Source organism: Streptomyces noursei ATCC 11455 (genome assembly GCF_001704275.1).
Classification (GTDB): Bacteria; Actinomycetota; Actinomycetes; order Streptomycetales; family Streptomycetaceae; genus Streptomyces; species Streptomyces noursei.
In genome coordinates this window covers 1,887,540-1,914,212 of record NZ_CP011533.1, presented here as the reverse complement: position 1 = coordinate 1,914,212, position 26,673 = coordinate 1,887,540, and the positions used below count along the sequence as shown (strand labels likewise).

The 26,673-nt window shown below is 73.5% G+C and carries 22 protein-coding genes and 1 pseudogene; 15 read left to right on the top strand and 8 right to left on the bottom strand.

Features of this window, described 5'->3' with window-relative positions:
* Window positions 1–204: 204 nt before the first annotated feature.
* Together SNOUR_RS08045 and SNOUR_RS08040 are read left to right on the top strand one after the other, a co-directional pair.
* Window positions 205–963, top strand: a complete 759-nt coding sequence (locus tag SNOUR_RS08045) for a PaaX family transcriptional regulator C-terminal domain-containing protein (protein ID WP_067345028.1) — start codon at window positions 205–207, stop codon at window positions 961–963.
* A 705-nt stretch (window positions 964–1,668) separates the two neighbouring features.
* Window positions 1,669–2,406, top strand: a complete 738-nt coding sequence (locus SNOUR_RS08040) for a LysM peptidoglycan-binding domain-containing protein (protein ID WP_079142345.1) — start codon at window positions 1,669–1,671, stop codon at window positions 2,404–2,406.
* 198 nt (window positions 2,407–2,604) lie between these two features.
* Here the strand turns inward: SNOUR_RS08040 and SNOUR_RS08035 are convergent, their stop codons facing one another.
* Both SNOUR_RS08035 and SNOUR_RS08030 read right to left on the bottom strand, forming a co-directional pair.
* The gene (locus tag SNOUR_RS08035) at window positions 2,605–4,032 is read right to left on the bottom strand and encodes an amino acid permease (protein WP_067345026.1); all 1,428 of its coding nucleotides are present in this window, start codon (window positions 4,030–4,032) and stop codon (window positions 2,605–2,607) included.
* A 101-nt stretch (window positions 4,033–4,133) separates the two neighbouring features.
* Window positions 4,134–5,297 (bottom strand): lactonase family protein, encoded by a 1,164-nt coding sequence (locus SNOUR_RS08030; protein ID WP_067345024.1) that lies wholly within the window; start codon window positions 5,295–5,297, stop codon window positions 4,134–4,136.
* 256 nt (window positions 5,298–5,553) lie between these two features.
* Here SNOUR_RS08030 and SNOUR_RS08025 point away from each other — a divergent pair, with 256 nt between their 5' ends.
* On the top strand, window positions 5,554–6,642 hold the full coding sequence (locus SNOUR_RS08025; RefSeq protein ID WP_067357867.1) for a tetratricopeptide repeat protein: 1,089 nt from the start codon (window positions 5,554–5,556) through the stop codon (window positions 6,640–6,642).
* On the opposite strand, the gene SNOUR_RS08020 is transcribed toward SNOUR_RS08025, so the two are convergent.
* On the bottom strand, window positions 6,536–7,960 hold the full coding sequence (locus tag SNOUR_RS08020) for a lipase maturation factor family protein (RefSeq protein WP_067345023.1): 1,425 nt from the start codon (window positions 7,958–7,960) through the stop codon (window positions 6,536–6,538). The genes SNOUR_RS08025 and SNOUR_RS08020 overlap by 107 nt on opposite strands.
* A 423-nt stretch (window positions 7,961–8,383) precedes the next feature.
* On the opposite strand from SNOUR_RS08020, the gene SNOUR_RS46080 reads away from it, so the two are divergent.
* Window positions 8,384–8,554 (top strand): hypothetical protein, encoded by a 171-nt coding sequence (locus SNOUR_RS46080; RefSeq protein WP_159030818.1) that lies wholly within the window; start codon window positions 8,384–8,386, stop codon window positions 8,552–8,554.
* Window positions 8,555–8,620: 66 nt separating this feature from the next.
* Here the strand turns inward: SNOUR_RS46080 and SNOUR_RS08015 are convergent, their stop codons facing one another.
* The gene (locus SNOUR_RS08015; protein WP_067345021.1) at window positions 8,621–9,196 is read right to left on the bottom strand and encodes a TIGR03086 family metal-binding protein; all 576 of its coding nucleotides are present in this window, start codon (window positions 9,194–9,196) and stop codon (window positions 8,621–8,623) included.
* Window positions 9,197–9,358: 162 nt separating this feature from the next.
* On the opposite strand from SNOUR_RS08015, the gene SNOUR_RS08010 reads away from it, so the two are divergent.
* The gene (locus SNOUR_RS08010) at window positions 9,359–10,921 is read left to right on the top strand and encodes an AMP-binding protein (RefSeq protein ID WP_067345020.1); all 1,563 of its coding nucleotides are present in this window, start codon (window positions 9,359–9,361) and stop codon (window positions 10,919–10,921) included.
* A gap of 228 nt (window positions 10,922–11,149) precedes the next feature.
* Window positions 11,150–12,190, top strand: a complete 1,041-nt coding sequence (locus SNOUR_RS08005; RefSeq protein WP_079142343.1) for a glycoside hydrolase family 88 protein — start codon at window positions 11,150–11,152, stop codon at window positions 12,188–12,190.
* A gap of 48 nt (window positions 12,191–12,238) precedes the next feature.
* Here SNOUR_RS08005 and SNOUR_RS48155 read toward each other — a convergent pair.
* Window positions 12,239–12,931 (bottom strand): annotated as a pseudogene (locus SNOUR_RS48155) (triose-phosphate isomerase).
* A 258-nt stretch (window positions 12,932–13,189) separates the two neighbouring features.
* Here SNOUR_RS48155 and SNOUR_RS07990 point away from each other — a divergent pair.
* A complete protein-coding gene (locus SNOUR_RS07990) occupies window positions 13,190–15,277 on the top strand; it encodes a restriction endonuclease (RefSeq protein ID WP_067345015.1) in 2,088 nt (695 codons plus the stop codon).
* A 37-nt stretch (window positions 15,278–15,314) separates the two neighbouring features.
* On the opposite strand, the gene SNOUR_RS07985 is transcribed toward SNOUR_RS07990, so the two are convergent.
* Entirely contained in the window at window positions 15,315–16,106 is a 792-nt protein-coding gene (locus SNOUR_RS07985; protein WP_067345013.1) for an alpha/beta fold hydrolase, read from the bottom strand.
* Between the two features lie 327 nt (window positions 16,107–16,433).
* On the opposite strand from SNOUR_RS07985, the gene SNOUR_RS07980 reads away from it, so the two are divergent.
* Window positions 16,434–17,696: a CapA family protein gene (locus tag SNOUR_RS07980; RefSeq protein WP_067345012.1), complete on the top strand. Its 1,263-nt coding sequence runs from the start codon at window positions 16,434–16,436 to the stop codon at window positions 17,694–17,696.
* 150 nt (window positions 17,697–17,846) lie between these two features.
* On the opposite strand, the gene SNOUR_RS07975 is transcribed toward SNOUR_RS07980, so the two are convergent.
* Window positions 17,847–18,047 carry a 7(1) septoil knot domain-containing protein gene (locus SNOUR_RS07975; protein WP_067345010.1) on the bottom strand — a complete coding sequence of 67 codons (201 nt, stop codon included), beginning with the start codon at window positions 18,045–18,047 and terminating at the stop codon, window positions 17,847–17,849.
* Between the two features lie 595 nt (window positions 18,048–18,642).
* Here SNOUR_RS07975 and SNOUR_RS49560 point away from each other — a divergent pair.
* Window positions 18,643–18,891 (top strand): hypothetical protein, encoded by a 249-nt coding sequence (locus tag SNOUR_RS49560; protein WP_067345009.1) that lies wholly within the window; start codon window positions 18,643–18,645, stop codon window positions 18,889–18,891.
* Between the two features lie 97 nt (window positions 18,892–18,988).
* Here SNOUR_RS49560 and SNOUR_RS46075 read toward each other — a convergent pair whose 3' ends face one another.
* Window positions 18,989–19,165, bottom strand: a complete 177-nt coding sequence (locus SNOUR_RS46075) for a hypothetical protein (RefSeq protein ID WP_159425826.1) — start codon at window positions 19,163–19,165, stop codon at window positions 18,989–18,991.
* A gap of 250 nt (window positions 19,166–19,415) precedes the next feature.
* On the opposite strand from SNOUR_RS46075, the gene SNOUR_RS44545 reads away from it, so the two are divergent.
* The 6 genes from SNOUR_RS44545 (at window position 19,416) to uvrA (ending at window position 26,609) form a co-directional block, all read left to right on the top strand.
* Complete coding sequence (locus tag SNOUR_RS44545) at window positions 19,416–19,745, top strand: hypothetical protein (RefSeq protein WP_067345007.1); 330 nt, start codon at window positions 19,416–19,418, stop codon at window positions 19,743–19,745.
* A 748-nt stretch (window positions 19,746–20,493) separates the two neighbouring features.
* Window positions 20,494–21,114, top strand: coding sequence for a TetR/AcrR family transcriptional regulator (locus tag SNOUR_RS07955; protein WP_067345003.1), 621 nt, complete (start codon window positions 20,494–20,496; stop codon window positions 21,112–21,114).
* A gap of 171 nt (window positions 21,115–21,285) precedes the next feature.
* The gene (locus SNOUR_RS07950; protein ID WP_067345002.1) at window positions 21,286–22,548 is read left to right on the top strand and encodes a cytochrome P450; all 1,263 of its coding nucleotides are present in this window, start codon (window positions 21,286–21,288) and stop codon (window positions 22,546–22,548) included.
* 53 nt (window positions 22,549–22,601) lie between these two features.
* Complete coding sequence (locus SNOUR_RS07945) at window positions 22,602–22,796, top strand: ferredoxin (protein ID WP_039640322.1); 195 nt, start codon at window positions 22,602–22,604, stop codon at window positions 22,794–22,796.
* Window positions 22,793–24,070, top strand: coding sequence for an NAD(P)/FAD-dependent oxidoreductase (locus SNOUR_RS07940; RefSeq protein ID WP_067345000.1), 1,278 nt, complete (start codon window positions 22,793–22,795; stop codon window positions 24,068–24,070). The genes SNOUR_RS07945 and SNOUR_RS07940 overlap by 4 nt, the downstream gene beginning before the upstream one ends.
* A 61-nt stretch (window positions 24,071–24,131) precedes the next feature.
* The gene (uvrA, locus tag SNOUR_RS07935) at window positions 24,132–26,609 is read left to right on the top strand and encodes an excinuclease ABC subunit UvrA (protein WP_067344998.1); all 2,478 of its coding nucleotides are present in this window, start codon (window positions 24,132–24,134) and stop codon (window positions 26,607–26,609) included.
* Window positions 26,610–26,673 lie beyond the last annotated feature (64 nt).

Here is a 26,673-nt window from a genome sequence, read left to right as displayed (position 1 = left end):
GTCCTGCCACCCGCACGACCTAGGGCCTGTCCGATGGGTCATGGCCGGGTCCGCGGGGCGTCTGGTACGGCCCCTCGCTGCGTTGCCGAAACGCCCCGATAGCTCCGCTATCGAGCCGCTCCGGCGCCTTGCGATGCACCGCACCAGACGCCACGGCCTTGCCGACCCTGACCCATCGGACAGGCCCTAGACTTCCGGGCACCTATGAACGACGCCCCGCTCGCCCTCCGGCCGCTGACCGCCCGCTCCGTCGTGCTGAGCACCCTCCTCGGCCACCACCCGCCCCGGCTGCCGGTGCGCGCGCTGGTGCGGGTCGGCGAGCTGTTCGGCATCGCCGAGGGCACCGTCCGGGTCGCGCTCTCCCGGATGGTGGCGGCCGGTGACCTCCGCCAGCAGACCGGCGGCTATGCGCTCAGCGCGCGACTGCTGGCGCGGCAGGCCCGGCAGGACGAGAGCCGGGCGCCGCGGACCCGCCCGTGGCACGGCGCGTGGGAGATCGCCGTGGTCACCGCGGACGGCAGCCGCCCGCCCGCCGAACGCACCGCGCTGCGCCAGGCGATGGCCGGGCTGCGACTGGCCGAGCTGCGCGAGGGCAGCTGGCTGCGCCCCGCCAACCTCGACCGGCCCCGCCCGGCGGTGGCCACCGGGCAGTGCACCTGGTTCACCGGCGCGCCCGACGGCGACCCGGCCGCGCTGGCCCGGAGCCTGTGGGACCTGGACGGCTGGGCGGCCCATGCCCGCGAACTGCTGGCCGCGCTGGACCGCGCGGACACCCCCGCGGACCGCTTCACCGTCGCGGCGGCGGCCCTCCGCCACCTCCTCACCGACCCGCTGCTGCCGGAACCCCTCCTCCCGGACGGCTGGCCGGGCGCCGTGCTCCGTTCCCGCTACGACGCCTTCGAGGCCGAATTCCGGGACCTGCTCCGGTACTTCCTGACCCCCGGCGAGGCGCCCCGAGTGTGATCCGAGCGGGGCCAGTGCGCTTGCCCCGCGCACGTGCCACCCCGTTGGCGCGGCGCTCCCCGCCCCCCGCGGGCGGCGGGTCGGCGGGGCGGAGGGGCGCACGGGCGGCGCGGTGACGCGCGACGATGCGGGGCATGCGGGCGCGGGCGGGGGCGCACGGGGCGGGCCGCCCGGTGGGGTGTCGGTGCGCCGGGCCGGTGCGCGCCGCGGGGCGGGCCGGTGACCGCGGAACGACCTGCCAAGTTCCGGTAGAACCCGGCCGGTTGCACCGGCCCGTGGGCCGTGCGCGGTGTGTGCGGCCCCCCGCCGCGCGTATGCATCGACCCCGGCGGATGTACTGGGCGTAACCCCCGGAAGTCGAACGCCTGGGCGATTGGGGCTCGGTCGGGTACCCCGGGCACGAGGGGTGCGCCCCTACCCGTCGGGTCCGTGCGCCATGCGGAGGATTTCGTCCCCCTTCCGGCGGCGAGGGGGCAGAGCGCCCGTCGAAGGCGCTACCGCGCGCTCTGCCGGTGTCGACGAGGCCCATGGTTGTCTCTTCCTCGTCGAATTCGATGGCCCGCAAAAAAACCACCCGACGATCCAGAATCCCAAAACTCGCCGAAATCGCTGACATCTCTGCGCGCTCACCGAAATGCCGGCACCCAAGACATTCGGTGCGAGCGACACCTCAGTACGCACAGCACAAGCGACGGGAGCACGAAAATGGAAACTCAGCAGGTACCGGGAACGCAGGCATCGCCGGAACCGCAGGTATGCCGGGCAGCGGAAATCCGTGAACCGGCGGAGCGGGCCGTCCGCGGCGAGGCACTGCGCGGCCGGGGGGCCCGGGGGGTCACCGCGGCCGCCGTCCTGCTGGCCGCCGGAGCACTGGGCGCGGTGTCCGAGGAGCCGGCCGAAGCCGTCGGCACCGGCACCTGGGACCGCCTGGCCCAGTGCGAGAGCGGCGGCAACTGGCGGATCGACACCGGCAACGGATTCTCCGGAGGGCTCCAGTTCGGCCACTCGACCTGGCGTTCCTACGGTGGTGGGAGCTACGCGGCACGCGCCTCACGGGCGTCGAGGGAACAGCAGATCCGGGTCGCCGAACGGGTGCTGGCCCGCCAGGGCTGGGGCGCCTGGCCGGCCTGCTCCGCCTCGCTGGGGCTGCACGGCGTCGCTCGCGGCGGCGTGCACACCCTGCCGGCCCGCGAGAAGATCACGCCCAAGCACACCCACGGCCGCCACCACAGGCCCCAGGAAAAGCCTTACAAGAAGGCGCCGCACCGGATTTCCGTGGGCCTGGTGTTGGTCAATGCGGGAGACACCCTGAGCGGTATCGCCGTCGTCCACGGAAAGCCCTGGCAGGAAATCTACCGACAGAACCGCCAGGTTATCGGTGAGGACCCGAACCTCATCTACCCGGGGACCCGGCTTCGGGTCGAAGCCTCCGGCAAGGGGTGAGTGGCGGCGGCTGAACGGCCGCCGTAGAAGATCCGCCGTACAGTGAATCACCTGGAAATCGCAAACGGAATGCGCGGAGAAACCGGGGGGTATCTCCAAGGAATCCGAAGGGATTTCCGGGGAATTCTGGAAGTGGGTGTGCGAGAGGGGGAGGGCAGGCCGTCCGAGGCGCCGCGGACGGCCTGCCCGCGACCTGATCTAGCTCCGCCGGACCCGCCGGCGGATTTCGTACGCGGCCAGGACGACACCCAGCGTGAGCAGACTCAGCCAGAATTGCGCCCGACTGTCCGGCAGCACCGCCATCGCCCCGATCACCAGCGCCATCAGCGCGATGGTCAGCCGGCTGAGCCAGGGGAAGCCCCACATCCGCAGCGTCAGCCGGGCCGGTTCCTCGCGTTCCAGCCGGCGCCGCATCCGCAGTTGCGCGACCGCGATCGCCAGATAGACGAACAGGGCAATGGCGCCATAGGAATTGATCAGGAACGAGAAGACGACATCGGGCGAGATCCACGCCGCGATCACCGACAGATATCCGACCGAGGTACCGGCCAGCAGCGCCCGGCGGGGCACCCCGCTCGCGCTGACCTTGGTGAAACCGCGCGGCGCGTCCCCGTTGCGGGTGAGCGCGAAGAGCATCCGGGACGAGGTGTAGAGCGCGGAATTCAGGCAGGAGAGCACCGCGACCAGCACGACCGCATTCATCACCGTCCCGGCCGCGGGCACCGCCAGCCGGTCCAGCACCGCCGCATAGGGGCTGACCTCGATCGCCTTCGACGTCCACGGCACCACGGCGACCACCAGGAAGATCGACAGCACATAGAACGCCACCACCCGCAGCACGATCGACCGGATGGCACGGGCCACCGCCCGCTCCGGCTCGACCGATTCCGCGGCGGCGATGGTGACGATCTCGGCGCCGGTGAAGAAGCCGACGCAGGGCACGACGGCGGCCAGCACCGCGCCGACCCCGGCCGGCGCGAAGCCGCCGTGCGCGGTGAGCTGCGCCAGCCCGCCGCCCGATCCCGGCCACAGCCCGAGCACGAAGAGCGCGCCGAGGAAGAGGAACACCACGATCGCCACGACCTTGACCGACGAGAACCAGTACTCGAACTCGCCGTAGGAGCGGGCCGAGACCATGTTCGTCGCCGTCAGCAGCGCCATCAGCACAAGGCTGACCGCCCACAGCGGCGCGCCGGGCAGCCACAGCCGAACGATCCGGCCGCCCGCCACCGCCTCGACCGCGACCACGATCACGAAGAAGTACCAGTACAGCCAGCCCACCGCGAAGCCCGCCCGGTGGCCGAGGGTCTCCCGGACGTGCGCGTAGAACGAGCCCAGCGCCGGCCGCGCCACGGTCATCTCGGCGAGCATCCGCATGATCAGCACGGTCAGTCCGCCGGCCGCCAGGAACGACAGCACCGCGGCCGGCCCGGCGGAGTGCACCACCTCCCCGCTGCCGACGAACAGACCCGCCCCGATCACCCCGCCCAGCGCGATCAGCTGCACATGGCGGCGCTTGAGCCCCTGCCGGAGGCCGGTGCCGGTGCCGGTGCCGGCGGCATCCGCGCCGGGGCTCGCGGTGTCCGGCGCACCATCGGCGCCGGCTGCTGTGGTTCCCGTACTCATGGGGCGCGACGCTAACGCGCCAACCGTGCGGGCCTGTTGCCGCAGTGTTTCGACCCCGCCGACCCCGCCGACCCCGCCGACCGCCCGGAGCGCGGCGCCGGTCAGCGCGGCAGGACGCAGACCGCCATCGGCGCCGCGAACGGCTCGCCCACCCGCACCAGCGCCCCGCTCCGGGCTTCCACCGCGAACACCGTCACCGACCCCGACTTCTGGTTCGCGGCGAACAGCCACCGCCGATCCGGCGAGAACGCGATCTGCCGCGGGAAGTCGCCGCCCACCGGCACCGTGTCCAACAGCCGCAGCCGGGCCCCGCCCGCCTCCACGGCGTACCGGGTGAGGCTGTTGTCACCGCGGTTGGCCAGGAAGGCGAACCGGCCGTCGCCGGTGACCAGGATCTGCGCCGGATAGCTGATCCCCGGACCGGTCCCGGTGGACTGCGGCGCCCCGGGCACCAGCCGCCCGCTGCGCGGGTGGTAGCCGCAGACCACCACCGTGTTGTCGACCTCGTTCGCCAGATAGGCGTGGCGGCCCGACGGGTGGAAGGTCAGATGGCGCGGCCCGGCGCCCGGCCGCAGCGCCGCGTGCGCCACCTGGGTCAGCGTCCCGGCCCGCGGGTCGAGCCGGTAGGTGTAGACGGTGTCGTTGCCGAGGTCCACGGCCAGCACATGGCGGCCGTCCGGCGCGGTGACGATCTGGTGCGCGTGCGGCCCGGTCTGCCCGGGGCCGGGCGGCGGGCTGCCGTGGACGACCAGGTCCGTGCGCGGCCCCAGCGCGCCACTGCGCCGGTCGATCGGGTGCACCGCCACGCTCCCGGAGAGGTAGTTGGCGCTCAGCAGCCACTGTCCGTCGGGGTGCACCGACAGGTGGCACGGCCCGGCCCCGCCGGTGGACCGGGTGCCGAGCACCACCGGCCCGCCGCCGTCCCGGCGCAGCGCGATCGCCGTCACCGCGCCGTCCTCCTGCTCGTCGACGGCGTAGAGCGTCCGGCCGTCCGGCGCCAGCGCCAGGTAGGAGGGATCGGCGACCCCCGGGAGCTCGCCGCCGGCGGCGAGCTCCCCGGTCGCCGGGTCGTAACCGGCCAGCCCGATGCCGGTGCCGCCCCCCGGCTTGGAGGTGTACGTCCCCAGGAAGAGCGGCCGCAGCCGCCGCTGCCCGGCCCACGCCGGAGCGCCGACCCCGGCCGCCCCCGCCGTCGCAACTGCCCCGATCGCCCCGACGAACCGCCGCCGCCCGATCCCGCCGCGCGCCCCTGCCGCCTCACCCATGCCACACCTCCGGTCCGGTGCCAGTCAGGGTGACCGGCTCCCCACCACCCCGCAAGGGCACCGCTTTTGACGCCCAGTCAGTTCACTCAGGCCCCCCGAACCCCGAGTACCCCGTACGTCGCGATGATGACCAGCACCCCCACGCGTAGCACTCCAGTCGTACGACACAACCCATACGGGGACGGATTCGCTGCACCCCCCACCTTTCGTACGTTCGTGAGCACGGCAAACGAATGATCGAGAGGCCATGGATCTGATGTACGGCAAGGCATTCGCCCCGGAGTACCAGGGCGAACTGGGCTCGGCGCTGAGCGTGAACTCCTCCTACGAAGAGGTGCTGGCCACGGCGCACCGGACACTCGCCGACGCGGACACCGCGCTCGCCCGGTCCAGAGCCCAACTGGCCGTCGCCGAGGCCAACCGGCGGCTGGGCCGGGCGGACGCGGCGGGCGCCGCCTGGCGGGCCGCCTACCGCAGCGCCCGCACCGCCGGCGACCCGGCCGCCATGGCCTGGGCACTGTGGAGCGGCGGCACCCTGGCGCGCCAGTGCGGCACCCTGGCGCTGGCCCGGCGGCTGCTCGGCCACGCGGTGGCGCTGGCCGAGACCGGCGGCGACCGCCTGGCCCACGGCTACTCCCTCGCCGGCCTCGCCGAGACCGGCCGCATCCAGGGCGACTACGCGGCGGTCGCCGAGCTGCACCAGCAACTCCTGGACCAGGCCAGGGCGCACGGCGAGGCCCGGCACATGGTCTGGGCGATGTCCGGCATCGCCCAGATGCACCGCAACACCGGCGAACACCGCAAGGCCCTGGAACTGTTCGAGGAGTCCGCCCGGATCGCCGACGAGGCCGACGACTTCCGCGGCCGGGCCTGGTCGCTGCGCGGGGTGGCCGACGTGCTGTCCGTCCGCGGCGAGCCGGACCGGGCGCTGGCCCTGCTGTCCGAGGCGGAGGCCATCTGCCGCACCATGGACCTGGCCGGCGCGCTCGCCTACAACCACAAGATGCGCGGAAACGTCCTCTACCGCGCCGGCCGCTACGCCGAGGCCCGCGACACCTATACCGGCGCGCTGCACGAGTTCCGCGCGATGGGGGAGCCGCGCGGCGAGGCGCTCTCCCGGCTGGGCCTGGCCAAGTCCCGCGCCCGGCTGGGCCGCGACCGTGCCCGGACCCTGGCCGAACTCGACGTGCTGGAGCGGGACTTCGCCCGGATCGGGCTGCGGCACGCCCGCGAGATGGTCATCGCCTTCCGTACAGAGCTGACCGCGACACCGGCGGCAGGAACTCCCGCTCCGCGGTCCGGTGCCACCACTCTCCGCTCTCCCGCAGTTCCCGCCAGGTCGTGAAGCGGTAGCGGAAGACCCTGGCCCGCACCCGGGCCGGCGGCAGATCGGGGAACGGATTGCGACGCAGCAGCCGCAGGGTGTCCCGGTCGTTCTCCAGCAGCCGTGCCACGAACGGCAGGAACCACGCCCGGGCGTAGGCCGGCGACAGCGCCGCGAACCACATCAGCCAGTCCAACCGCAGGTGAAAGGGGGCGAACTGGCGTGGCAGACGCCGCAGTTCGCCGGGCTTGCCGTGGAACTCGTAGGCGTGCCAGGTCGTCCCGGGGCCGGAGACCGCGTCCTCGGTGCCCTCGACGACGATCTCCCGGCGGACCCGGGTGATGCTGCCGAACGCGCCGTAGGAGTTGACCAGGTGCAGCGGCTCGTAGGAGGTGTTCATCAGCTGGCCCCGGGAGACCAGGTTGCGCGCCGGACGGTAGCTGAGCGCGAGGACGCCGACCGCGGCGGCGCCCACCACCGCCTCGAACCACACCGGCGGGGCACCCGGCGCCGCCGGGGGACCGGCCCACAGCGGGGCGGCGGCCGACAGGGCGAGCGCGATGGTGATCCAGTTCAGCCAGGCGAAGTTGCCGGACAGCACCAGCCACAGCTGGGTGGCGGCCATTCCGAGGGCCGCCCACCCGGCCACCGGCTGCGGGGTGAACAGCAGGATCGGCAGGAGGAGTTGGGCGACGTGGTTGGCGGCCGTCTCGACCCGGTGCAACGGCTTCGGCAGGTGGTGGAAGAACCAGCTGAGCGGGCCCGGCATCGGCTGGGTCTCGTGGTGGTAGTAGAGGCAGGTCAGATCGCGCCAGCAGCGGTCCCCGCGCATCTTGATCAGTCCGGCGCCGAACTCCACCCGGAACAGCAGCCACCGCAGCAGCCACATGATCAGCATCGGGGGAGCGGTGTCGGCGTTGCCGAGGAACACCGCCAGCGCCCCCGCCTCCAGCAGCAGCGTCTCCCACCCGAACCCGTACCAGGTCTGCCCGACGTTGACGATGGACAGGTACATCGCCCACAGCACGGCCCACATCGGCATCGCCGCCCACAGCGGCACCGCGTCCGCCGCCCCGGCCGCGACCGCCGCCGCCAGCGCCGCCCCGCTCCAGGCCCAGCCCGCGAAGAAGCGGTCCGAGTAGCACAGCTGGAAGACCGACGGGGACAGCCGGAACGGCACCCGCGCCGTGAAGTCCGGGATCGGCAACATCCCCCGGGACCCCAGCAGCGCCCGGAACTGTCCGGCCGCGGAGACGAACGCGACCAGGTAGAGCACCGCCAGCAGACGCTGGAAGACCAGCCGCCCCAGCCAGGAGCCGGGATCCGAGAACCATTCCACACGCCCATGGGTAGCACCGCGGCCACCGGCGCCGGGACACGGCACGCGGGAGGGCGCCCTCGCGCATACGCCCTACCTTTCCACGCTACGCGGGCCCCCGACCCCGGCAACCGGGGCGCCGCGAACGCGGCGCGGAAGAGGGGCTGACGGCCGTCCGGGTGAATGACGCAACGTGTTCGGGGCGCCCCGGGGCCGCGGTGGTGCCGGACGGGATTCCCGCCGCCCCGAGACGTGCCGATTTCGCCGGAAAATGCCGAGCGGACGACGAGTCGCGTCGATATTCTGGAGGACGACGGACGACCCTCCTGGGAGACGCCAACACCATTGGCCCGTCGCGGGAACGCCACAAACCCTGGCCGACCTCCCGGTTTGTGAACAAGGCGCCACCGCGTCGGAACCAATACCTCGATGAAGGAGTGCGTGGTGGCATTGCACAAGGCTCAACACAAGCAGCCCCGCCTGAAGCAGGGCGAGCGCCCCGGGCGTATCAAGGAAGTCCGCAATCTCGAAGCCTGGGACCGCTGTGCTCCGGTCCGTCTGGCCGGCTGCGAGGAGGACCCCGTCGAACCCCATATCGTCCGCGGCATCGACTGACCCGACCGCGGGTGTCCGCCGGCCCCGACCCCTCCGCGGGGGCGGGGCCGGCCCCTGCTCCGCCTCTCAGGGCCGGCGACCGAGCAGGCACAGCAACCGGGTCAGGTCGTCCGCGTCCGCCGGGGGCTCCACCGGCGCGGCGAACAGCCCCGACGCCTCCAGCACGTCGGCGTACGGCTCCACCTCGCGCAGCGCCGCGGACACCAGGCGCTCCGGCAGCCGTTCGTCCGCGCCGATCGCCCGGGACAGGTCCCAGGTGTGCACCACGGCGTCGGCCGTCAGCTGCGTGCAGTACGCGTCGGCCGGCGTGGTGCCGTAGGAGAGGTGGACCGACCGGTGCAGGGCGCCCGGCTCGGCGAACGCCGCCATCGCCGCCGCCGACGCCCGGTCCCAGGCGCCGACCGGATCCTCGCCGAGCTGGTCGCCGTCGAAGTCCCCGTCCACCTCCGCGATCAGGGACCCGTCCCGGACCAGGCGGGGCACCCACAGCTGCTCCGCGGTCAGGTGGTTGACCAGATCGAACACCGACCATTCCGCGCACGGCGTGGGCGCCTCCCACTGGTCGTCCCGGACGGCGTGGACCCGGGCGCCGAAGAGCTTCAGCGCCTCGCCGTGGGTGCCCAGGATGTCGTTGTTGCCCATGGTCCCGAGGATAGGAGCGGCCATCGGCGACGGCCCCCTGTGCGGGGCGATCGGAGCACCCGACAGGGATGGCGCGGTGCGCTCTGGTGGTCGCCCGGCGGTTGGCGCTTCAATGAGCCGGACCGGTGTGCGCCGGTCCTGGCCGCTCCCTCTGGAGGCACCATGGAATCCGTCGCACCGCCCGCCGCCGGCGCCCCCGCCATCCGCTGCGCCGGACAGGCCCGCGGCTATCCGGAGTTCCTCGACCGCGCCGCACGGATCGCAACGGGCCTGGCCGCATGGGGAGTCACCCCCGGCGACCGGGTCGCCGTGGTGCTCCGCAACGAGCCCGCCCATCTGGAGATCACCACCGCCGCCGCCCAGCTCGGCGCCGCCGCCGTCCCCGTCAACTGGCACTTCCGCCAGGACGACCTGCGCCATGTGCTCACCGACAGCGGCAGCGCGGTGGTCTTCGCCCACACCGACCTGCTGGACGCGGTGACCGCCGTCCTCCCCGAGGGGGTGCGGGTCGTCGAGGTCGCCGTGCCGCCCGGCGTGGCGGCGGCCTGCGGCACCACCGCCCCACCGGTCACCGGCCGGTACCCCGTCCTCGACGACTGGCTGGCCGACCGGCCGCCGCTGGCCCGGCCCGCCGAGGCCCGCCCGCCCACCGTCATCTACAGCTCGGGAACGACCGGACGGCCCAAGGGGGTTCTGCGCGAACCGGTCGGCCCGGACCGGCTCGCCGAGGCCGTGACGAGCTTCCTGGAGTACTTCGCGGTCGCCCCGGGCGGCCGCACCCTGATCCCCGCCCCGCTCTACCACGCCTCGCCCAGCCAGCACGCGGTGCTGGCGCTGGCGGCCGGCCTGGACATCACGCTGATGCCGCGCTTCGACGCGGAGGAGTTCCTGCGGCTGGTCGAACGGCACCGCATCGAGCAGGCGCAGGTGGTCCCCACCATGTTCGTCCGGCTGCTGCGGCTGCCCAAGGACGTCCGCGAGCGCTACGACCTGTCCTCGCTCAGCTCGGTGGTGCATGCCGCCGCGCCCTGCCCGCCGCACATCAAACACGCCATGATCGACTGGCTGGGACCGGTGTTGCGCGAGTACTACGGCGGCAGCGAGACCGGCGCGGTGACCTGGTGCGACAGCGCGGAGTGGCTGTCCCACCCCGGCACCGTCGGGCGCGCCCAGGGCACCTGCGCGGTCGCCGTCCTCGGGCCCGACGGCGCGCCGCTGCCGGCCGGCGCCACGGGCGAGATCTACGTCCGGCCCGCCGAGAACTGGCCGCGCTTCAGCTACCTCGGCGACCCGGGCAAACGCGCCGCCATGGAGGCGCCGGGCCGGCCGGGATACGTCACCCTCGGCGACATCGGCCACCTCGACGAGGACGGCTACCTCTACCTCAGCGACCGCCGCAACGACCTGGTGATCTCCGGCGGTGTCAACATCTACCCGGCGGAGATCGAGGGCTGCCTGCTCGCCCTGGACGGGGTGCACGACGCGGCGGTGTTCGGCATCCCCGACGAGGAGTTCGGCGAGGCCCTCGCCGCGCACCTGGAGACCGACCCCGGGGTGCGGCTCACCGCCGCCGCGGTCCGCGCCCATGTCGCCGAACGGCTCGCCAGGTACAAGGTGCCCCGGACCGTGGTGTTCGAGCGTCGGCTGCCCCGGGACGAGTCGGGGAAGCTGTTCAAGCGGCAGCTGCGGGACCCGTACTGGGAGGGGCACGGCCGCCGGATATGACTCCCGCGGCCGCGTCCGGCGCGGCCCGGCCCGGGGCGGCCTCGACGGCGCGGGCGAAGACCCGGTCGCGCTCGGCGGGCCGTTCCGGATCCGTGCGGTGGACCGTCCGGTGCCCCTCCGCCCCTTCCGCAGCAGGGAGTTGACTGCCACGATGTCCCCCGCTCCCTCACGTGAGGGAACGCAGTTCGTGTACGTGAATATCCCTGCTGTCGTCCCGGAGGGGTGTCCATGGAACGCCGGCACGTCCGCACCGTCGCCGTACTGCGCCGGGTCGCCGACCACTGGATCGGCGCGCACCGCGACCCCGGCGACAACCAGTGGGCCCGCGCCACCTTCTTCTGCGGGCTGATGGCCCTGCACCGCCTCACCCGCGAACCCCGCTACCTCGCCTACACCCGCGCCTGGGCCGAACACCACGGGTACGGGCTGCACAACGGCCCCACCACCCGGCACGCCGACGACCAGTGCGCCGGCCAGGTCCACCTCGACCTGTACGCCCTGGACCCCGCGCCCGACCCGGCGAAATCGGCCGCCATCGAGGAGTCCGTGCGGCGGATGACCGACGGGGCGGCGCAACGGCACGACGACTGGTGGTGGGACGACGCACTGCACATGGCGATGCCGTCGTTCGCCCGGCTCGGCGCGCTGCGCGCCGACCGCTCCTACTGGGACGCGATGGACGCCTTCTACCGCCACACCCGGGACGCCGAGGGCGGGCCCGGCCTGCGCGACGCCGGCAGCGGACTCTGGTACCGCGACAAGCGCTTCCTGCCCGGCGGGATCACCTCCCCGGACGGCGGACCGGTGCTGTGGTCGCGCGGCAACGGCTGGGTGGCGGCCGCGCACGCCAAGGTGCTGGCGGTGCTGCCGGACACCTTCGGGCCGACGGCCGGCTACCGCCGGACCCTGGCCGCGCAACTGGCCGCGCTGCGCACCGTCCAGCGACCGGACGGCTTCTGGAACGTCAACCTCGCCGACCCCGGCCACCTGCCCGGCCCGGAGACCAGCGGCACCGCGTTCTTCACCTTCGCCATGGCCGCCGCGATCCGCTCCGGGGTCGTCCCGCGCGGCGACTACCTGCCGACGGCCGCCCGCGCCTGGGCGGCGATGGCGACCACGGCCGTGCACCCCGACGGCTTCCTGGGGTACGTCCAGAACGTCGGCGACCGGCCGGAGTCGAGCCAGCCGGTCACCCACGACAGCACCGCCGACTTCGGCGTCGGGGCGTTCCTGCTGGCCGGCACGGAACTGGCCGCGCTGGGCGGCTGACCGGCTCCGGGCCGGCCGACCGCCGCTACCGCCGGGGCACCGTGGCCGTCATGTCGCCGCCCCGCTCGGGACGATCTGGAGCTTGCGGCCGGTGCCCCGCCGGAAGGTCTCCAGGGCGGTGGCGTAGGAGTCGAGCCCGAACCGGTGCGTGATCATGGTCTCGGCGTCGACGACGCCCTTGCCCAGCAGTTCCACCGCGCGCCCGAAGCCGTGCAGGATGGCCATGCTGCCCACGATCCGGAGCTCGTCGTGGTAGATCCGGAACGGCGAGAACCGCGCGGTCTCCTGATCGGGCGCGCAGCCGAACTGCTGGAAGGTGCCGCCGCGGGCCGCCCGGGTCTGGGCCGCCACCGTCTCGTCGGTCTCGCCGAACTGCCGGCGGCGCTCGGCGTGCCCGACCTCGACGTAGCGGGCGCCGGTCTCGACGAGCCTCCCGGCCCACACCTCGCCGGTTCACGCGCCCTGTTCGGCCCAGTGCACGTCCTGCGCGCCGCAGCCGATGCGGGTGCCGGACAGCAGCTCCCGGGCGTCCGCCAGCGCCGGGAAGGACGGCAGGACGAAGAGGTCGACGGGGCGGGGGAGGGAGGTCGGCACCGCGTCGAGGGCGGCCACCTCGGTGAGCCAGGCCCGGGTCCGTGCCAGGCCGAAGTACAGCTTCAGCGAGACGCCGACCACCGGTCGGGGTGCCGTGGGGGCCGTCGCGTGGTGAAGGGGCACGGCGTCAGCAATCACGTCGCTCATGATGTATCCAACGGAATCGCACGTGAAGTTCTCAAATCAAGACGTGAAGTTCACGGGATCTCTGTGATTTCCGTGAAGGCGGGGGCATCGGACGCCGGCCGGCCCCCGAGTCCGGACCATGGCCCGGTCACCCCCTGATCGCCGCCGGGCACCCCCCGCTAAAGTCGCCTCACCACTGCAGACCAGGGCAGACCGGCACAGACGCCACGCTGCCGCGGGTACCGGGGGCGCCGCCCCGGGGGGAGGACGAACCGTCAGATGAGCCGCCGTTCCCAGGGATTACTCGGCATCTGGGCCGAGGCACAGCGCCAGCAGCAGCGCCAGGCGGAGGCCGCACACCGCGCCCGGCTGCAACAGCAGCGGGAACAGGAGCGGCAGGCCCGCGCTGCCGAGCGCGCCATGGCCCGCATGCACCGCGAGCGGCAGACCGCCTACCGCCGGCAGCGCGAGGCCGACGCCCGCCGCCGCACCGAGGAACTCGACGCCCGCGTCGCCTCCCTGACCGGCCTGCTCGCCGACGGTTGCCGGGCCCCCGCCTTCACCCCCGCCGCCCTGCTCCGCCCCGAACGCGTCGAACCGTTCGCCCCCGGCGCACTGACCGCCCCGGTGGCCATGCCCGACCCGGCCCGCTACCAGGTGCCCACCGGCGGCCTGCGCTCCGGCGCCCGCCGCGACCGCGACCGGCAGGAGGCCCGCGCCCGCTTCGAGCAGGACTGGTACACGGCCCAGGCCGCCGAGGCCCGGCGACAGGCCCAACTGGCCGCCTACCAACAGCAGTACGACCAGTGGGCGGCCGGCGCCCTGGCAGAGGTCCGCCGGCACAACGCCGGCGTCGAGGAACTCGTCGCGGGCCTGCGCGCCGGCGACGCGGACGCCGTCGTGGAGTACTTCTCCGCCGCCCTGTACTCCGGCACGTCCTGGCCCGAGGGCTTCCCCCGCCAGCTCAGCGCCGGCTACGACACCGCCGCCCGCCAGCTCGTCCTCGACTGGGAACTGCCGGGCTACGACGTCGTCCCCGACGTCAAGGCGGTCCGCTACCTGCCCACCGCCGACGAGGAGCGGGAGACCGCCCGCCCGGCCGCCCAACGCCGGGCGCTCTACCGCGAGGTGCTCGCCCAGGGCGTCCTGCTGGTGCTGCGCGACCTCTTCGCCGCCGACACCCACGGCGCCCTGGACTCGGTGGCGCTCAACGGCTTCGTCGACGACGTGGACCCGGTCACCGGTCGCCCCGCCACGATCTTCCTGGCCACCGTCCTGGCCCCCCGCAGCGCCGTCGAGTCCTACCACCTGGACCAGGTCAGCGCCCTCGACTGCCTCACCGACGGACTCCGCGGCCAGCTCTCCGCCCGCCCCGACCAGCGCACCCCGGTCCGCCCCGGGCGGCGGCCGGGCGACATCGCCGGCGGCGCGGTGGTCTCCCACGGCACCGACGGCGACCCCGACCTCCTGGAGATGGACCCGCTCGCCTTCGAGCAGCTGATCGCCGAGCTGTTCCGCGCGATGGGGATGCGGGCGGTCACCACCCAGCGGTCCGGCGACGGCGGGATCGACGTGGACGCCCTGGACTCCGACCCGATCCGCGGCGGCAAGATCGTCGTGCAGGTCAAGCGCTACCGCAACACCGTCCCGCCGTCCGCCGTCCGCGACCTCTACGGCACGGTCCAGTCCGAGGGCGCCAACAAGGGCGTGCTGGTGACGACCTCCCACTTCGGGCCCGGCGCGCACGGCTTCGCCCAGGGCAAGCCGCTCACCCTCATCGCCGGCCCCGAACTCGTCGACCTGCTCGGCCGGCACGGGCTGCGCGGCCGCCTCGGCCCCGGCGACGCCGGCCCCGACACCCCGGAGCCCGCCGAGCCGGCCCCGGACCACACCACCCTCGCCATGAACTGGTCCGGCCCGGCCGCCCTCGACGTCTGCGCGCTGGTCTGCGAGGGCGCCACCGTGCTCGACGACGACCACTTCGTCTTCTTCAACAACCCGGCCACGCCGGACGGTTCGGTGCGGATGCTGGCCGGCGTGATCGAGGACCGCGCCGCCCTGCGGGTGCGCTTCGAGGACCTGCCGCCGGACGCCGACCGGCTGGTCCTGGTCGCCGCCGTGGACCCGGAAACCGACCCGGACGGCGACCTCACCGGCTTCACCGACGCCCGGATCCGCCTGCTGGACGCCGCCGGCACCGAACTCGACCGGCTGCCGGTCTCCGACGGCCGGCCCGGCGAGCGCGCGCTGGTGCTCGGCGCGTTCCGCCGCCGCGCCGGCGGCGACTGGGACTTCGTCCTGGGCGGCAAGGGCTACCCCGGCGGGCTGGCCGCGCTGGTGGGCGACTTCGGGATCGAGGTGGCGTGAGTCCGGGCCGACGCCCCGCCGGGGAGCGCCGGCCCGGTCAGCTCTGCCACAGCCGGGCGAGGACGTCGTTGACCACCTCGGGCCGGTCCTGGTGCGGCGCGTGATCGGTACCCGGCACCCGCACGTGCCGGGCACCGATCATGTCGGCGAGGTACTCCCCGCACGCGGCCAGCGCGTTGCCCACGAACGCCCGGTAGTCGGGGTGCGCGGTCTCCCACGTCCCGTTGACGACGGTCTTGGGCATCTGCGCCCGGGCCAGCGGCGCCAGGGGGATCTGCGCGTCCCAGACCGGCCGCTCGCGCATCGCCGACCGGACCGCCCGCAGCAGCCGCGGCGTGCTCTCCGGGAGCCGCATCCCGTATGCCTCGGTGGACTGCCGCAGATACTCCTCCGCGCTCATCTCCCCGGCCCCCTCGGCGCTTGCGAACGCCGCCCGGATCCGCTCCACCGCCGCCCGTACGACCGGGTGCGCGGCCGCGGTGCGCAGCGGCGACGGCTCGATCAGGGTGAGCGACCGGACGGCCTCCGGACGCGCCGCGGCGGCCAGCATCGCGCCCGCCGCGCCGTAGGAGCACCCCACCAGGTGGGCCCCGTCGCCGAGCAGCCGGCCGATGTCCTCGGCGTCCACCGCGTAGTCGCTGCGCTCGATGTCGGGGCTGTCGCCGAAGCCGCGCCGGTCCATCAGCTCCAGGCGGAACATCCCGGCCAGCGGTCGTTGCCCGGCGAAGCACTCGGTGCCCCAGGTCATCGTGCCGTGCACCAGCAGCGCCCGCGGCGCACCGGTCGGCCCCTCGTCCCACACCGTCACATGAAGCGGTTCCTCGTCCATACCAAGCCACCCTAGGGCCGCCTGTCCGATGGGCCAGGGTCGGACAGACCCTGGGCGTGTCCGGGCGGATCGCACCCGTCAACAGGGCGGCACATGGCCTGTGTTGCCGCAGGCCCCCGGACAACGGGTGCGGGTGTCAGGGGAATTGTGGCGGTCGTGGTGGGCGGAAGCCGTCCGAGCGGGCGCGCGGCCGACAGTGCGACGGGGGAGCATCCGGTGGTCGGCCGGGCGGCCGGCCGCGGGTGCCGGGTCGGCCGTCCGAGGGATACCGCCGGACATCACCGCACGCGGTCATTTTCCCGCGCGGGGGCCTGGTATCTGTCGGATATGTGCGCGTCAACTCGGTATGCGGCGGTCGTTCTGCTCATCGCGCTGGCCGTCGGCTGCGGCGCCCGGCCGGACGACCCGCCCGCAACCCCATCGGCCCCCTCGCATCCCGCACACCGCGCCCTCGCGCCGCACCGCCGCGCCGGCGCCCGTCCCCCTGCCGCCGACCCGGCCCGGCCGTTCACCCTGGTCGCCACCGGCGACGTCATCCCCGCCCACCCCGAGGTGCTCGGCACGGCACAGGACGACGCGCCGGTGGACGGCGGCTACGACTTCCGGCCGATGCTGCGGGGCGTCGCCCCCGTCGTCCGCGCCGCCGACCTGGCGCTGTGCCACCTGGAGGCGCCGCTCGGCCCGCTGGACGGCCCGTTCACCGGCTACCCGGAACTCCAGGCGCCGCCGCAGGTGGCCACCGCGCTCAAGGCCACCGGCTTCGACTCCTGCGCCACCGCCTCCGACCACGCCCTCGACCAGGGCGGGGAAGGGGTGCGCCGGACCCTGGAGGCGCTGGACACGGTCGGGCTGCGGCACACCGGCACGGCCCGGAACGCCGCCGAGGCCGCCCGCCCGGCCCTGCTGCGCGCCCCCGGCGGCGCCCTGGTGGCACACCTCGCCTACGCCTACGGCACCGACGACGCCCGGCCCCCGCGGGTCGCGCCGTGGGCGGTCAACCGCATCGCCCCCGGGCGGATCCTCGCCGACGCCCGGGCGGCCCGCCGGGCCGGCGCCGACGTGGTGGCCGTCAGCCTCTACTGGGGCACCGAGTACCGCACCGCCCCCGACGCCCGCCAGCGCCGGCTCGCCCGCGTCCTGACCGCCGCCCGCACCGCCGGCCGCCCCGACATCGACCTGATCGTCGGCAGCCACGCACACACCCCGCAGCCGTTCGAGAGGCTGCACGGCACCCGGGGCACCCGGACACCGGACGACGACCGGCAAACAGAGGCCGACATGCACGACAGCGGTACATGGGTCGCCTACGGGCTGGGCGACCTCCTCGGAGGCACCCATCATGACGAGAACGGAAGGATGAGCGCCGTCGCCCGGTTCACGTTCACCCCGCCGCCCGCTCCGGGCGATCGCTGGAAGATCACCAAGGCCGAGTTCCTCCCACTGTGGTGGGACGCCGAGGCGGGCCGCGTGATCAACGTGAACAAGGCGATCAGGGCAGGACGCCCGGACCTCAAGCCCGTCCGCCACAGCATCCGGCACACGGTGCTGAGCAGGGGCGCGCGCAAGGCCGGATTGGTCATGGGCAGATGACGGCAACGCGGCCGCCGGTTCGATTCCGGCCGGGCCCGCCATCTGCGGGCGGCTCGTGCCCACTGCGGAGGTGGATCACCTGCGTCTGCGTCCCGCTCCGGCCGAGCCGATGCCCGTCCCGTGCGCTCAACGATCCGGCACCTGGGGCGATCAACTCGCTTCCCAAGCGTTCTGAACTATGTAGACCTTCTTGTCCGCCTCCCAGGCCCGGTTGACGATATAGACCTTCTTCTCCGCTTCCCAGGCGCGGTTGACGATGTAGATCTTCTCCTTCGCCTCCCAGGCGCGGTTGACGAGGTAGACCTTTTCGTCCGCTTCCCAGGCGCGGTTGACGATATAGACCTTTGGCATGCCGAAGTCCCTTGCTGGTTCCCGATGAACGGCACCTAAGACCATACGTCCGATCAACTAGCGCAGCTCAGCAATTAGTTGGCGTGCAGAGGGGGCAAGTCGGTTGCCAAACCTGCTGAACCGACGATTCGGCTGAGCCGACGCGGGCCGACCGTCGGTGCCCATCTCAACGGCTCCTCCACCAGGCGGCGCCACTGCCGATGGCTACTGTCGCGAGCGTGGTGGGTCATGAGGGGATGTGCTGCATGGTCACATGGAGGCCACCGCATCGAAGTGCGAGAGCAGGTGCCCGTTGACGCCGGAAATCGAATGTGACGCCGATACCGCCAGCGGAAGCGGGAGGAAGTTGCCAGTCCGGCGCCGAGGGTGGCCGCGGCGTCCCTGGTGTCCCAGGGGCCGGCCGGACGACGGCGGGTTCCTCCAGGAGCTGGAGGGTGCGGTGGACACTGCCGGCCGGGCCTCCGCTGGGGCGGTCCACCGCGAGGCCCTGCGGGCCGGCGGGACCTGATCGACCAGGCGCGGTGCCGGGGCCGGCGGGTCGTGGGCCGGGCGAGGATCGAGGATCACGGACGGCAACCCGTGTGCGTTCCGCGTCGTGCTCGCCCGTCGGGGCGCCGGCTACACGTTCCGGGCCACGGCGGCCGTAGGCGGCCGGTGCAAGCCCGAGGGCTCCCCGGACGGCCGGGTCCGTGCGAACCGGCGGCCTCCGGTCGCCCGGGAGGACCTGACCCGCGACCACAACGGGTGCCCCTGCCAGACGGTCCCCATCTCCTCACGCAATGACTTCATGCCCCCCAGGCCCGCGACCACGACCGCCATCGGCAGGAGCTCACCCGCGGAATGACCGGCGCGGAGGCCCGGAGGGCATGGTGTCGCCACGTTGAGGCGTCTAGTGGGCACTGGCCAGGCACATGAGCTGGCCGTTCACCCCTCGTTCGTGCTCAGTCTTCGTCGCTCTGGCCCGTCTCGTCGTCATCGTCGTCGTCATCCGAGGAGGAGACGACCTGCTTGGTATGGGTCGAGGGAGCCTTGTGCGCGACGGCAGCGGCCGCACCCGCGCCATGGAGTACGGCTGTCGTGACCAGGGCTGCGGCAGCAATTGCAGTGCGAATGCGCATGGAAATCTCCAAGGGTCGAAGCGGAACTACGTGCTGGGAACGTCCCCTGGTGGCTGTCCTTCGATCCGTTTACGCAAGGCAGTTAACCCAATCAGGCCCCGTTGCTTCACCTAACTGTCCGGCCCGGGCGCCTGGGGTCGGGCCGCACATCGAATCCCCGACCGGCGCGACGAACGGTCCTGAGGAGCTGGCGCGTCCGGAGGAGCGCGGCGACGGCCAGGAGCGGGGCGCCGACGCGCTCCGAGCGGAGTTGAAGGCCGTACGGGCAGAGGCGGCGAAGTGCCGCACCGAGGCAGGGGAGGAGGTAAGGGCGCTGAAGGCGGCCCGGATCCCGGAGCAGTTCCAGGCCGTGGCCGACCGGGCCGCGGGGCTGGAGACGGAACTGCACCGGGAGCGCCTGGCCCGCCGCTACCACCTGCCGGACGCCCTGGGGCGGGGCGGCCTTGACCCGTCGGTCGCGCCGGCCCCCGGCGATCCGGGAGGGCCGGCCGCCAGCATCCCGCGCGCGCCGGCGGACGGCCTATGGGGCCTCGTCGTCACCTGCTGGCTTCGAGGGCCGCGTGCGCCGCGCTGTCCGTGAGGCTTGCCGGAGCGACGGCGCCCCACACATGGCCGACGAAGGCGAGAGCGTGATCGGCGATGGGGCCGGTCGATGCTTGGGCCGGGGTGGCGAGGACCCCGAAGAGTGCCATGGTCCCGACGATGACAGAGGCGATGCGGCGCATTAACTGCTCCTCGTGGTAAGGAATTTGGCTGATCTGGCGACAACTTTCCCCGGCCATGTGCCGATAGGCCCAAGGTCCTCTTTGTGGGTGGCGCTGAATCGATCTATCGCTTCCTTGCTCGATGTTCGAGGCCCTGACGCTGGTACCGCACGTCCCAAAAACCCCCAGGAACACCACCTCGTGTTCTTGGGGCCTTCACGCAACCAAAACCAAGGGTTCATGCCCAAAGCCCTTGGCTGTGCTGCGTGCTGGCCCGGGCCCTGCCCTGAGCGGAGCACGTGGCTGACGGCTTTCTGAAGTCCGAGAAGATCGCGGCGACCGCGCTCGGTCTTTTCGAGCCCGAAATGGCCCTGTCGCGCCTGGGGCGGATCAGTGGACCAGCGGCGGGTTCGGCTTCACCGGTACTGAGGGCGACGCCGTCACCGTCCGTATCCCGGCGACCACGACCGTACGTGAGTTCGCCCGGGGTGGGCCGTCGTGCGGCCGGGCGGGACCGGGCTGTGCTCCTCCGGTACGGTCCGCCGCCGGGGTGTGAAACCCTGATGAAGTGTGCCGACCCCGCCGACGACCGGATCGGCCAGGCCAGGAAAGGACCGGAGGGCAGTGAGCGAGAGTGCGGCCGTCCGGCCCCGTAACCCGCGCGGACAGGGCGAGCGCCTGCGGGAGGAACTGCTGCGGGCGACCGAGCGCCTCCTGGAGGAGGTCGGCAGCGAGGACGCGCTGTCGCTGCGCGCGGTGGCCCGGGAGGCCGGGGTCGCCGCGCCGAGCATCTACCGGCACTTCGCCGACAAGACCGAACTGGTCTGGGCGACCCTGGAGGTCAGTTACGAGCGGTTGGCGCACGCGATGGCCGACGCCGCCGCGGAGGCCGACGACGCCGATCCGGTGGACCGGCTGCGCGCCCAGCTGCGGGCCTACTGCCGCTATGCCATAGAGCACCCGGCGAACTACCGCCTGCTCTACGAGACCCGGCAGACCCCGGTCGGCCCCGAGCGGCTCGCCGGGCACCCGGCCGGGCTGCTGGTGCGCAGCTGGCACCACGCGCTGACCGCCTGCGAGGAGGCCGGCTGGCGGGTGCGCGGCTCGCGCGCCGAGGCGCCGTATCTGCTGTGGTCGGCGGTGCACGGCCGGGTCATGATCTGGCAGGTCATGCCGAGCCGCAAGGACACCAGCCGGCTGGACGGGTTCGTGGAGGAACTCCTCCAACTGCTGCTGGAGCACTGAACCCGGCTCCCTGTGCGCACCCGCCGCCGGACGGCCGCGGGTGTTCCGTCGCTCACGTTTCACCGAGACCCCCCAGACGTTTACCCGATCATTACGGATGTAAGTTTACGCTTGTTAGGCGAAGGATCGACTCATGGCGCACACCCGATCGGTGTGCGCACGAGGAGCGAGATGACCGAGATGATCGACACGACAGTCCCCGCCGCCCCGGTGCCGCCCGTCCACCCCCCGAGCGGCTGCCCCTTCGAACCGCCGCCGCACGCCGACCTGCTGGAGCGGGGGGACCCGCACCGCGCGTTCGGCACCCTGCGCTCCGAGGAGCCGATCTCCAAGATCTCGCTCCCCGACGGCAGTTGGGCCTGGCTGGCCACCCGCTATGCCGACATCCGCGCGATCCTCGGCGACACCCGCTTCAGCTCCGACACCACCCTCCACGGCTACCCGCTCAGCGGCATGACAGGCGGCGGCGACACCAGGAACCGCGGCTTCATCCGCATGGATCCGCCGGAGCACACCCGGCTCCGGCGGATGGTCACCCGCGAGTTCATGGTCAAGCGCGTCGAGGCGCTGCGTCCGGAGATCCAGCGCCTGACCGACGAGCTGTGCGACGCGATGGAGCGCCGGGCCGGCGAGCCGGTGGACCTGGTCGAGGCGCTCGCCCTGCCCGTCCCCTCGCTCGTCATCAGCCTGCTGCTCGGCGTCCCCTACGACGACCACGAGGTCTTCCAGCGGCTCACCGGCAAGCTGCTCTCCCGCACCATCGCGGACGAGGAGCGCGAGGCCGCCCGGAGCGAACTCCGCGACTACCTCGACGCGTTGGTCACCGCCAAGGAGCAGGAGCCGGGCGACGACATCCTCGGCCGGCTGATCGTCGAGCAGCAGCGCACCGGCGAGATCGACCACGACGACGTCGCCGCCTTCGCCGCCCTGCTGCTGATCGCCGGGCACGAGACCACCGCCAACATGATCGGCCTCAGCGCCCTGACGCTGATGCAGGACGCCGACTCCGCCGAGCGGCTCCGCCAGGACCCGACGCTGATCCGCGGCGCCGTCGAGGAACTGCTGCGCTTCCACAGCATCATCCGCAACGGCCCGCGCCGGGTCGCCACCACCGACATCGAGATCGGCGGAGCCCTCATCCGCACCGGCGAGGGCGTCGTGGTGGCCGTCCCGTCCGCCAACCGCGACGACACCGTCTTCGCCGACCCCGACCGCCTCGACGTCGGCCGGCCCAACGCCCAGCACCACGTCGCCTTCGGCTACGGCATCCACCAGTGCCTCGGCCAGGCCCTCGCCCGGGTCGAGCTCCAGGTCGTCATAGCCACCCTGCTCCGCCGCTTCCCCACCCTGCGGCCCGCCGTGCCCGTCGAGGAGATCCCCTTCCGCACGGACATGGCCATCTACGGCTGCCACGCCCTGCCCGTCACATGGTGACCGGCCGCACCGACCGTCCCACCGTCCCGCCCAACGCCCATGGAGCCACCACCATGAAGATCACCCTTGATGCCGACAAGTGCTGCGCCGCCGGCCAGTGCGTGCTGGTCGCCCCCGAGGTCTTCGACCAGCGTGACGAGGACGGCGTGGTCGTCCTCCTCGACGCCGAGCCGCCCGCCGCGCAGCACGCCGCGGTCCGCGAGGCGGCCGCCATCTGCCCCGCCGCCGTGATCGAGGTGCAGGAATGACGACCCTTCCGATCGCCGTCGTCGGCGCCTCGGCCGCCGGGATCACCGCCGCCGAGGCCCTGCGCCGGGCCGGCTGGGACGGCCCGCTGACCCTGATCGGCGACGAGCCCCACCTCCCGTACGACCGGCCGCCGCTGTCCAAGCAGCTGCTGCACGGCGCCTGGGAGCCGGCGAAGCTGCTGCTGCGCACCGAGGAGCAACTCGCCCCGCTCGACCTCGATCTGCGGCTCGGCACCCGCGCCACCGGCCTCGACGTCGCCACCCGCACCCTCACCCTCGACGGGGGCGAGCGCCTGGCCTGCGCCGGCGTGATCATCGCCACCGGCGTCGCGGCCCGCACACTGCCCGCCGCCGACGGCCTGGCCGGCGTCTTCACCCTGCGCACCCTGGACGACGCGCTGGCGCTGCGCGACCGGCTGTCCGAGGGCGCCCGCCGCCTGGTCGTGGTCGGCAACGGCGTCCTGGGCTGCGAGGCCGCCGCGGTGGCCCGGGAGCTGGGACACGAGGTCACCCTCGTCGGCCGGGAGCCGGTGCCGATGGCCGTCGCCGTCGGCGCGGGCATCGGGGAACTCCTCGCCGAGGAGCACCGGGCCCGCGGCGTCCGCCTGGTGACCGGGGAGGTGGCCGAGTTCGAGACCGTCGCGGACGGGAGCGCCGCCCGGGTCGGCGGCGTCCGGCTGGCCGACGGCAGCCTGCACCCCGCGGACCTGGTGCTGCTCGCCATCGGCTCCGAGCCCGCCGTGGGCTGGCTGGCCGACCCGGCCCTGGACACCGCCGACGGGCTCGGCTGCGACGCCTACTGCGCCGCCGCCCCCGGGATCTACGCGGCGGGCGACGTGGCCCGCTGGGAGCACCCCGGGCACGGTCGCCCGCTCCGCTTCGAGCACCGGATGAACGCCACCGAACAGGCCATGGCCGCCGCCCGCAACCTCGTCGCCGAACTGACCGCCGAGGGTGTCGTGGCGACAGCGGAGGGCACGGAGCCGCAGGAGCGCCGACCGTTCGCCCCCGTGCCCTACTTCTGGTCCGACCAGTACGGCCTCAAGCTCCAGGCATACGGCCTGACCAGCGGCGCCGACGAGGTGGAGACCACCGTCCTGGACGGGGAAGCCCGCCGCGCCGTCGCGCTCTACGGCCGCGACGGCCTGGCCGTCGGCGTGCTGGCCTGCGCCCTGCCGCCACGTCAGATACGGGCGCTGCGCGCGGTGGTCGCCACCCCCGTCCCCTGGGAGGAGGCACGCGACCGGGTCCGGGCCGCCACCGCCACCGGCTGAGCGTGGCGCCCACCGCGCAGGGGTGCCGCAGCCCCGGCGGACGGTGTCCGATCATGGAGGCATGACCGACTCGTACGTCCGGGTGCGCGGCGCCCGTGAGCACAACCTCCGCGGTATCGATGTGGACATCCCGAGGGACGCGCTGGTCGCGTTCACCGGGGTGTCCGGATCGGGCAAGTCCTCGCTGGCCTTCGGCACCCTCTACGCCGAGGCGCAGCGCCGCTACTTCGAGTCGGTCGCCCCCTACGCCCGGCGGCTGATCCACCAGGTCGGCGCGCCCAAGGTCGAGGAGATCAGCGGACTGCCACCGGCCGTCGCCCTGGAGCAGCGTCGCTCCGCGCCCACCTCCCGCTCCTCGGTCGGCACCGTCACCACCCTCTCCAACACCCTGCGGATGCTCTACTCCCGCGCCGGCGACTATCCGGCCGGCAGCACCGGCCGGCTCGACTCCGACGCCTTCTCGCCCAACACCGCCGCCGGCGCCTGCCCCGAGTGCCACGGGCTGGGCACCGTCCACCGTGTCACCGAGGACTCCCTCGTCCCCGACGCGTCCCGCTCCATCCGCGACGGTGCCGTCGCCGCCTGGCCCGGTGCCTGGCAGGGCAAGAACCTCCGCGACATCCTCGCCACTCTCGGCCACGACATCGACCGCCCCTGGCGCGACCTCCCGCCCGCCGACCGCGAGTGGATCCTGTTCACCGACGAACAGCCGGTCGTCACCGTCCACCCGGTCCGCGAGGCCGGCCGCATCCAACGGCCCTACAAGGGCCAGTACATGAGCGCCCGGCGCTACGTCCTGCACACCTTCGCCGACTCCAAGAGCGAGACGCTGCGCAAGCGCGTCCGCCAGTTCATGACCGCCGAGCCCTGTCCGGTGTGCGGTGGACGCCGACTGCGCCCCGAGGCGCTGGCGGTCACCTTCGAGGGCCGGGACATCGCCACCCTCGCCGGCCTGCCGCTGGCCACCCTCGCGCACCTCCTCCGCCCCACCGCCGCCCGCCCCGGCGACGCACCCGCGCCGGCCCTCGCCCGCGACCTGGTCGCCCGCATCGAGGTCCTCACCGAACTCGGCCTGGGCTACCTCAGCATGGACCGGCCCGCGCCCACCCTCTCCGCCGGCGAACTCCAGCGCCTCCGCCTCGCCACTCAGCTGCGCTCCGGCCTCTTCGGCGTGGTCTACGTCCTGGACGAACCCTCCGCCGGCCTGCACCCCGCCGACACCGAAGCCCTGCTCACCGTGCTCGGTCGCCTCAAGGAGGCCGGGAACACCCTCTTCGTCGTCGAGCACGACATGGACGTGGTCCGGCACGCCGACTGGATCGTGGACATCGGTCCGCGCGCCGGGGAGCACGGCGGCCGGGTCCTGCACAGCGGCCCGGTCGCCGCCCTCGCGGACGCCGAGCACTCCGCCACCCGCCGCTTCCTGTTCGCCGCCGCACCGCCCCCGGCCCGGACCCCGCGCACCCCCACCGGCACCCTGGCCCTGCACGGCGTCACCCTGCACAACCTCCGCGACCTGGACGCCGCGTTCCCGCTCGGCGTCTTCACCGCCGTCACCGGCGTCTCCGGGTCCGGCAAATCGACCCTGGTCACCCGGGTCCTCGCGGAGGCAGTCCAGGACCACCTGGGCACCGCCGACCCCCGCCCGGACGCCGACGACACCACCACCGCCGACGATCAGGACACCGGACCGGCGCCCCGCGCCCGGCTCACCGCCGCCACCGGCCTGGAGGCGGTCGACCGACTGGTCCGCGTCGACCAGAAGCCCATCGGCCGCACCCCGCGCTCCAACCTCGCCACCTACACCGGCCTGTTCGACGCCGTCCGCAAGGTCTTCGCCGCCACCGACGAGGCCCGCGCCCGCGGCTACACCGCCGGCCGGTTCTCCTTCAACGTCGCCGCCGGCCGCTGCGAGACCTGCCAGGGCGAGGGCTTCACCGCCGTCGAACTCCTCTTCCTGCCCGGCACCTACGCCCCCTGCGCCGACTGCCACGGCGCCCGCTACAACCCCGAGACCCTCCAGATCACCTACCGCGGCCGGACCGTCGCCGACGTCCTGGGGCTGACCGTCGACGACGCGGCCGGGTTCCTGGCCGACGTGCCCGCCGCCGCCCGCAGCCTGCGCACCCTCCAGGACGTCGGGCTCGGCTATCTGCGGCTCGGCCAACCCGCCACCGAACTCTCCGGCGGCGAGGCCCAGCGCATCAAACTCGCCGCCGAACTCCAGCGGGCCCGCCGCGGCCACACCCTCTACCTCCTCGACGAACCCACCACCGGTCTGCACCCCGCCGACACCGAGGTGCTGCTGCGGCAGTTGCACGGCCTGGTGGACGCCGGCAACACCGTCGTGGTCGTCGAACACGACATGGGCGTGGTGGCGGGCGCCGACCACGTCATCGACCTGGGCCCCGGCGGCGGCGCGGAGGGCGGCCGGATCGTCGCCGCGGGCACCCCCGCCGAGGTCGCCGCCGCCCCCGGCAGCCGCACCTCCCCCTACCTCGCCCGAGCCCGCCATAGGGCACACCCGGAGCGTTCTTGACGGTCCGCTAATGTACGCGGGTCAGTTCACCTCGCGGTTCCGGCACAGAGACCGGCTGCGGCAC

Excerpts from the sequence above, each read along its gene's own strand:
- SNOUR_RS07945 (WP_039640322.1), top strand. The coding sequence starts at position 22,602 with ATGAAGATCACCCTTGATGCCGACAAGTGCTGCGCCGCCGGCCAGTGC.
- SNOUR_RS07940 (WP_067345000.1), top strand. The coding sequence starts at position 22,793 with ATGACGACCCTTCCGATCGCCGTCGTCGGCGCCTCGGCCGCCGGGATC.
- SNOUR_RS46075 (WP_159425826.1), bottom strand. The coding sequence starts at position 19,165 with ATGCGCATTCGCACTGCAATTGCTGCCGCAGCCCTGGTCACGACAGCC.
- SNOUR_RS07950 (WP_067345002.1), top strand. The coding sequence starts at position 21,286 with ATGACCGAGATGATCGACACGACAGTCCCCGCCGCCCCGGTGCCGCCC.
- SNOUR_RS08035 (WP_067345026.1), bottom strand. The coding sequence starts at position 4,032 with ATGAGTACGGGAACCACAGCAGCCGGCGCCGATGGTGCGCCGGACACC.
- SNOUR_RS07990 (WP_067345015.1), top strand. The coding sequence starts at position 13,190 with ATGAGCCGCCGTTCCCAGGGATTACTCGGCATCTGGGCCGAGGCACAG.
- SNOUR_RS08015 (WP_067345021.1), bottom strand. The coding sequence starts at position 9,196 with ATGGGCAACAACGACATCCTGGGCACCCACGGCGAGGCGCTGAAGCTC.
- SNOUR_RS08010 (WP_067345020.1), top strand. The coding sequence starts at position 9,359 with ATGGAATCCGTCGCACCGCCCGCCGCCGGCGCCCCCGCCATCCGCTGC.
- SNOUR_RS08030 (WP_067345024.1), bottom strand. The coding sequence starts at position 5,297 with ATGGGTGAGGCGGCAGGGGCGCGCGGCGGGATCGGGCGGCGGCGGTTC.
- SNOUR_RS07985 (WP_067345013.1), bottom strand. The coding sequence starts at position 16,106 with ATGGACGAGGAACCGCTTCATGTGACGGTGTGGGACGAGGGGCCGACC.
- SNOUR_RS08045 (WP_067345028.1), top strand. The coding sequence starts at position 205 with ATGAACGACGCCCCGCTCGCCCTCCGGCCGCTGACCGCCCGCTCCGTC.
- SNOUR_RS08005 (WP_079142343.1), top strand. The coding sequence starts at position 11,150 with ATGGAACGCCGGCACGTCCGCACCGTCGCCGTACTGCGCCGGGTCGCC.
- SNOUR_RS08040 (WP_079142345.1), top strand. The coding sequence starts at position 1,669 with ATGGAAACTCAGCAGGTACCGGGAACGCAGGCATCGCCGGAACCGCAG.
- SNOUR_RS07975 (WP_067345010.1), bottom strand. The coding sequence starts at position 18,047 with ATGCCAAAGGTCTATATCGTCAACCGCGCCTGGGAAGCGGACGAAAAG.
- SNOUR_RS08025 (WP_067357867.1), top strand. The coding sequence starts at position 5,554 with ATGTACGGCAAGGCATTCGCCCCGGAGTACCAGGGCGAACTGGGCTCG.
- uvrA (WP_067344998.1), top strand. The coding sequence starts at position 24,132 with ATGACCGACTCGTACGTCCGGGTGCGCGGCGCCCGTGAGCACAACCTC.
- SNOUR_RS07980 (WP_067345012.1), top strand. The coding sequence starts at position 16,434 with ATGTGCGCGTCAACTCGGTATGCGGCGGTCGTTCTGCTCATCGCGCTG.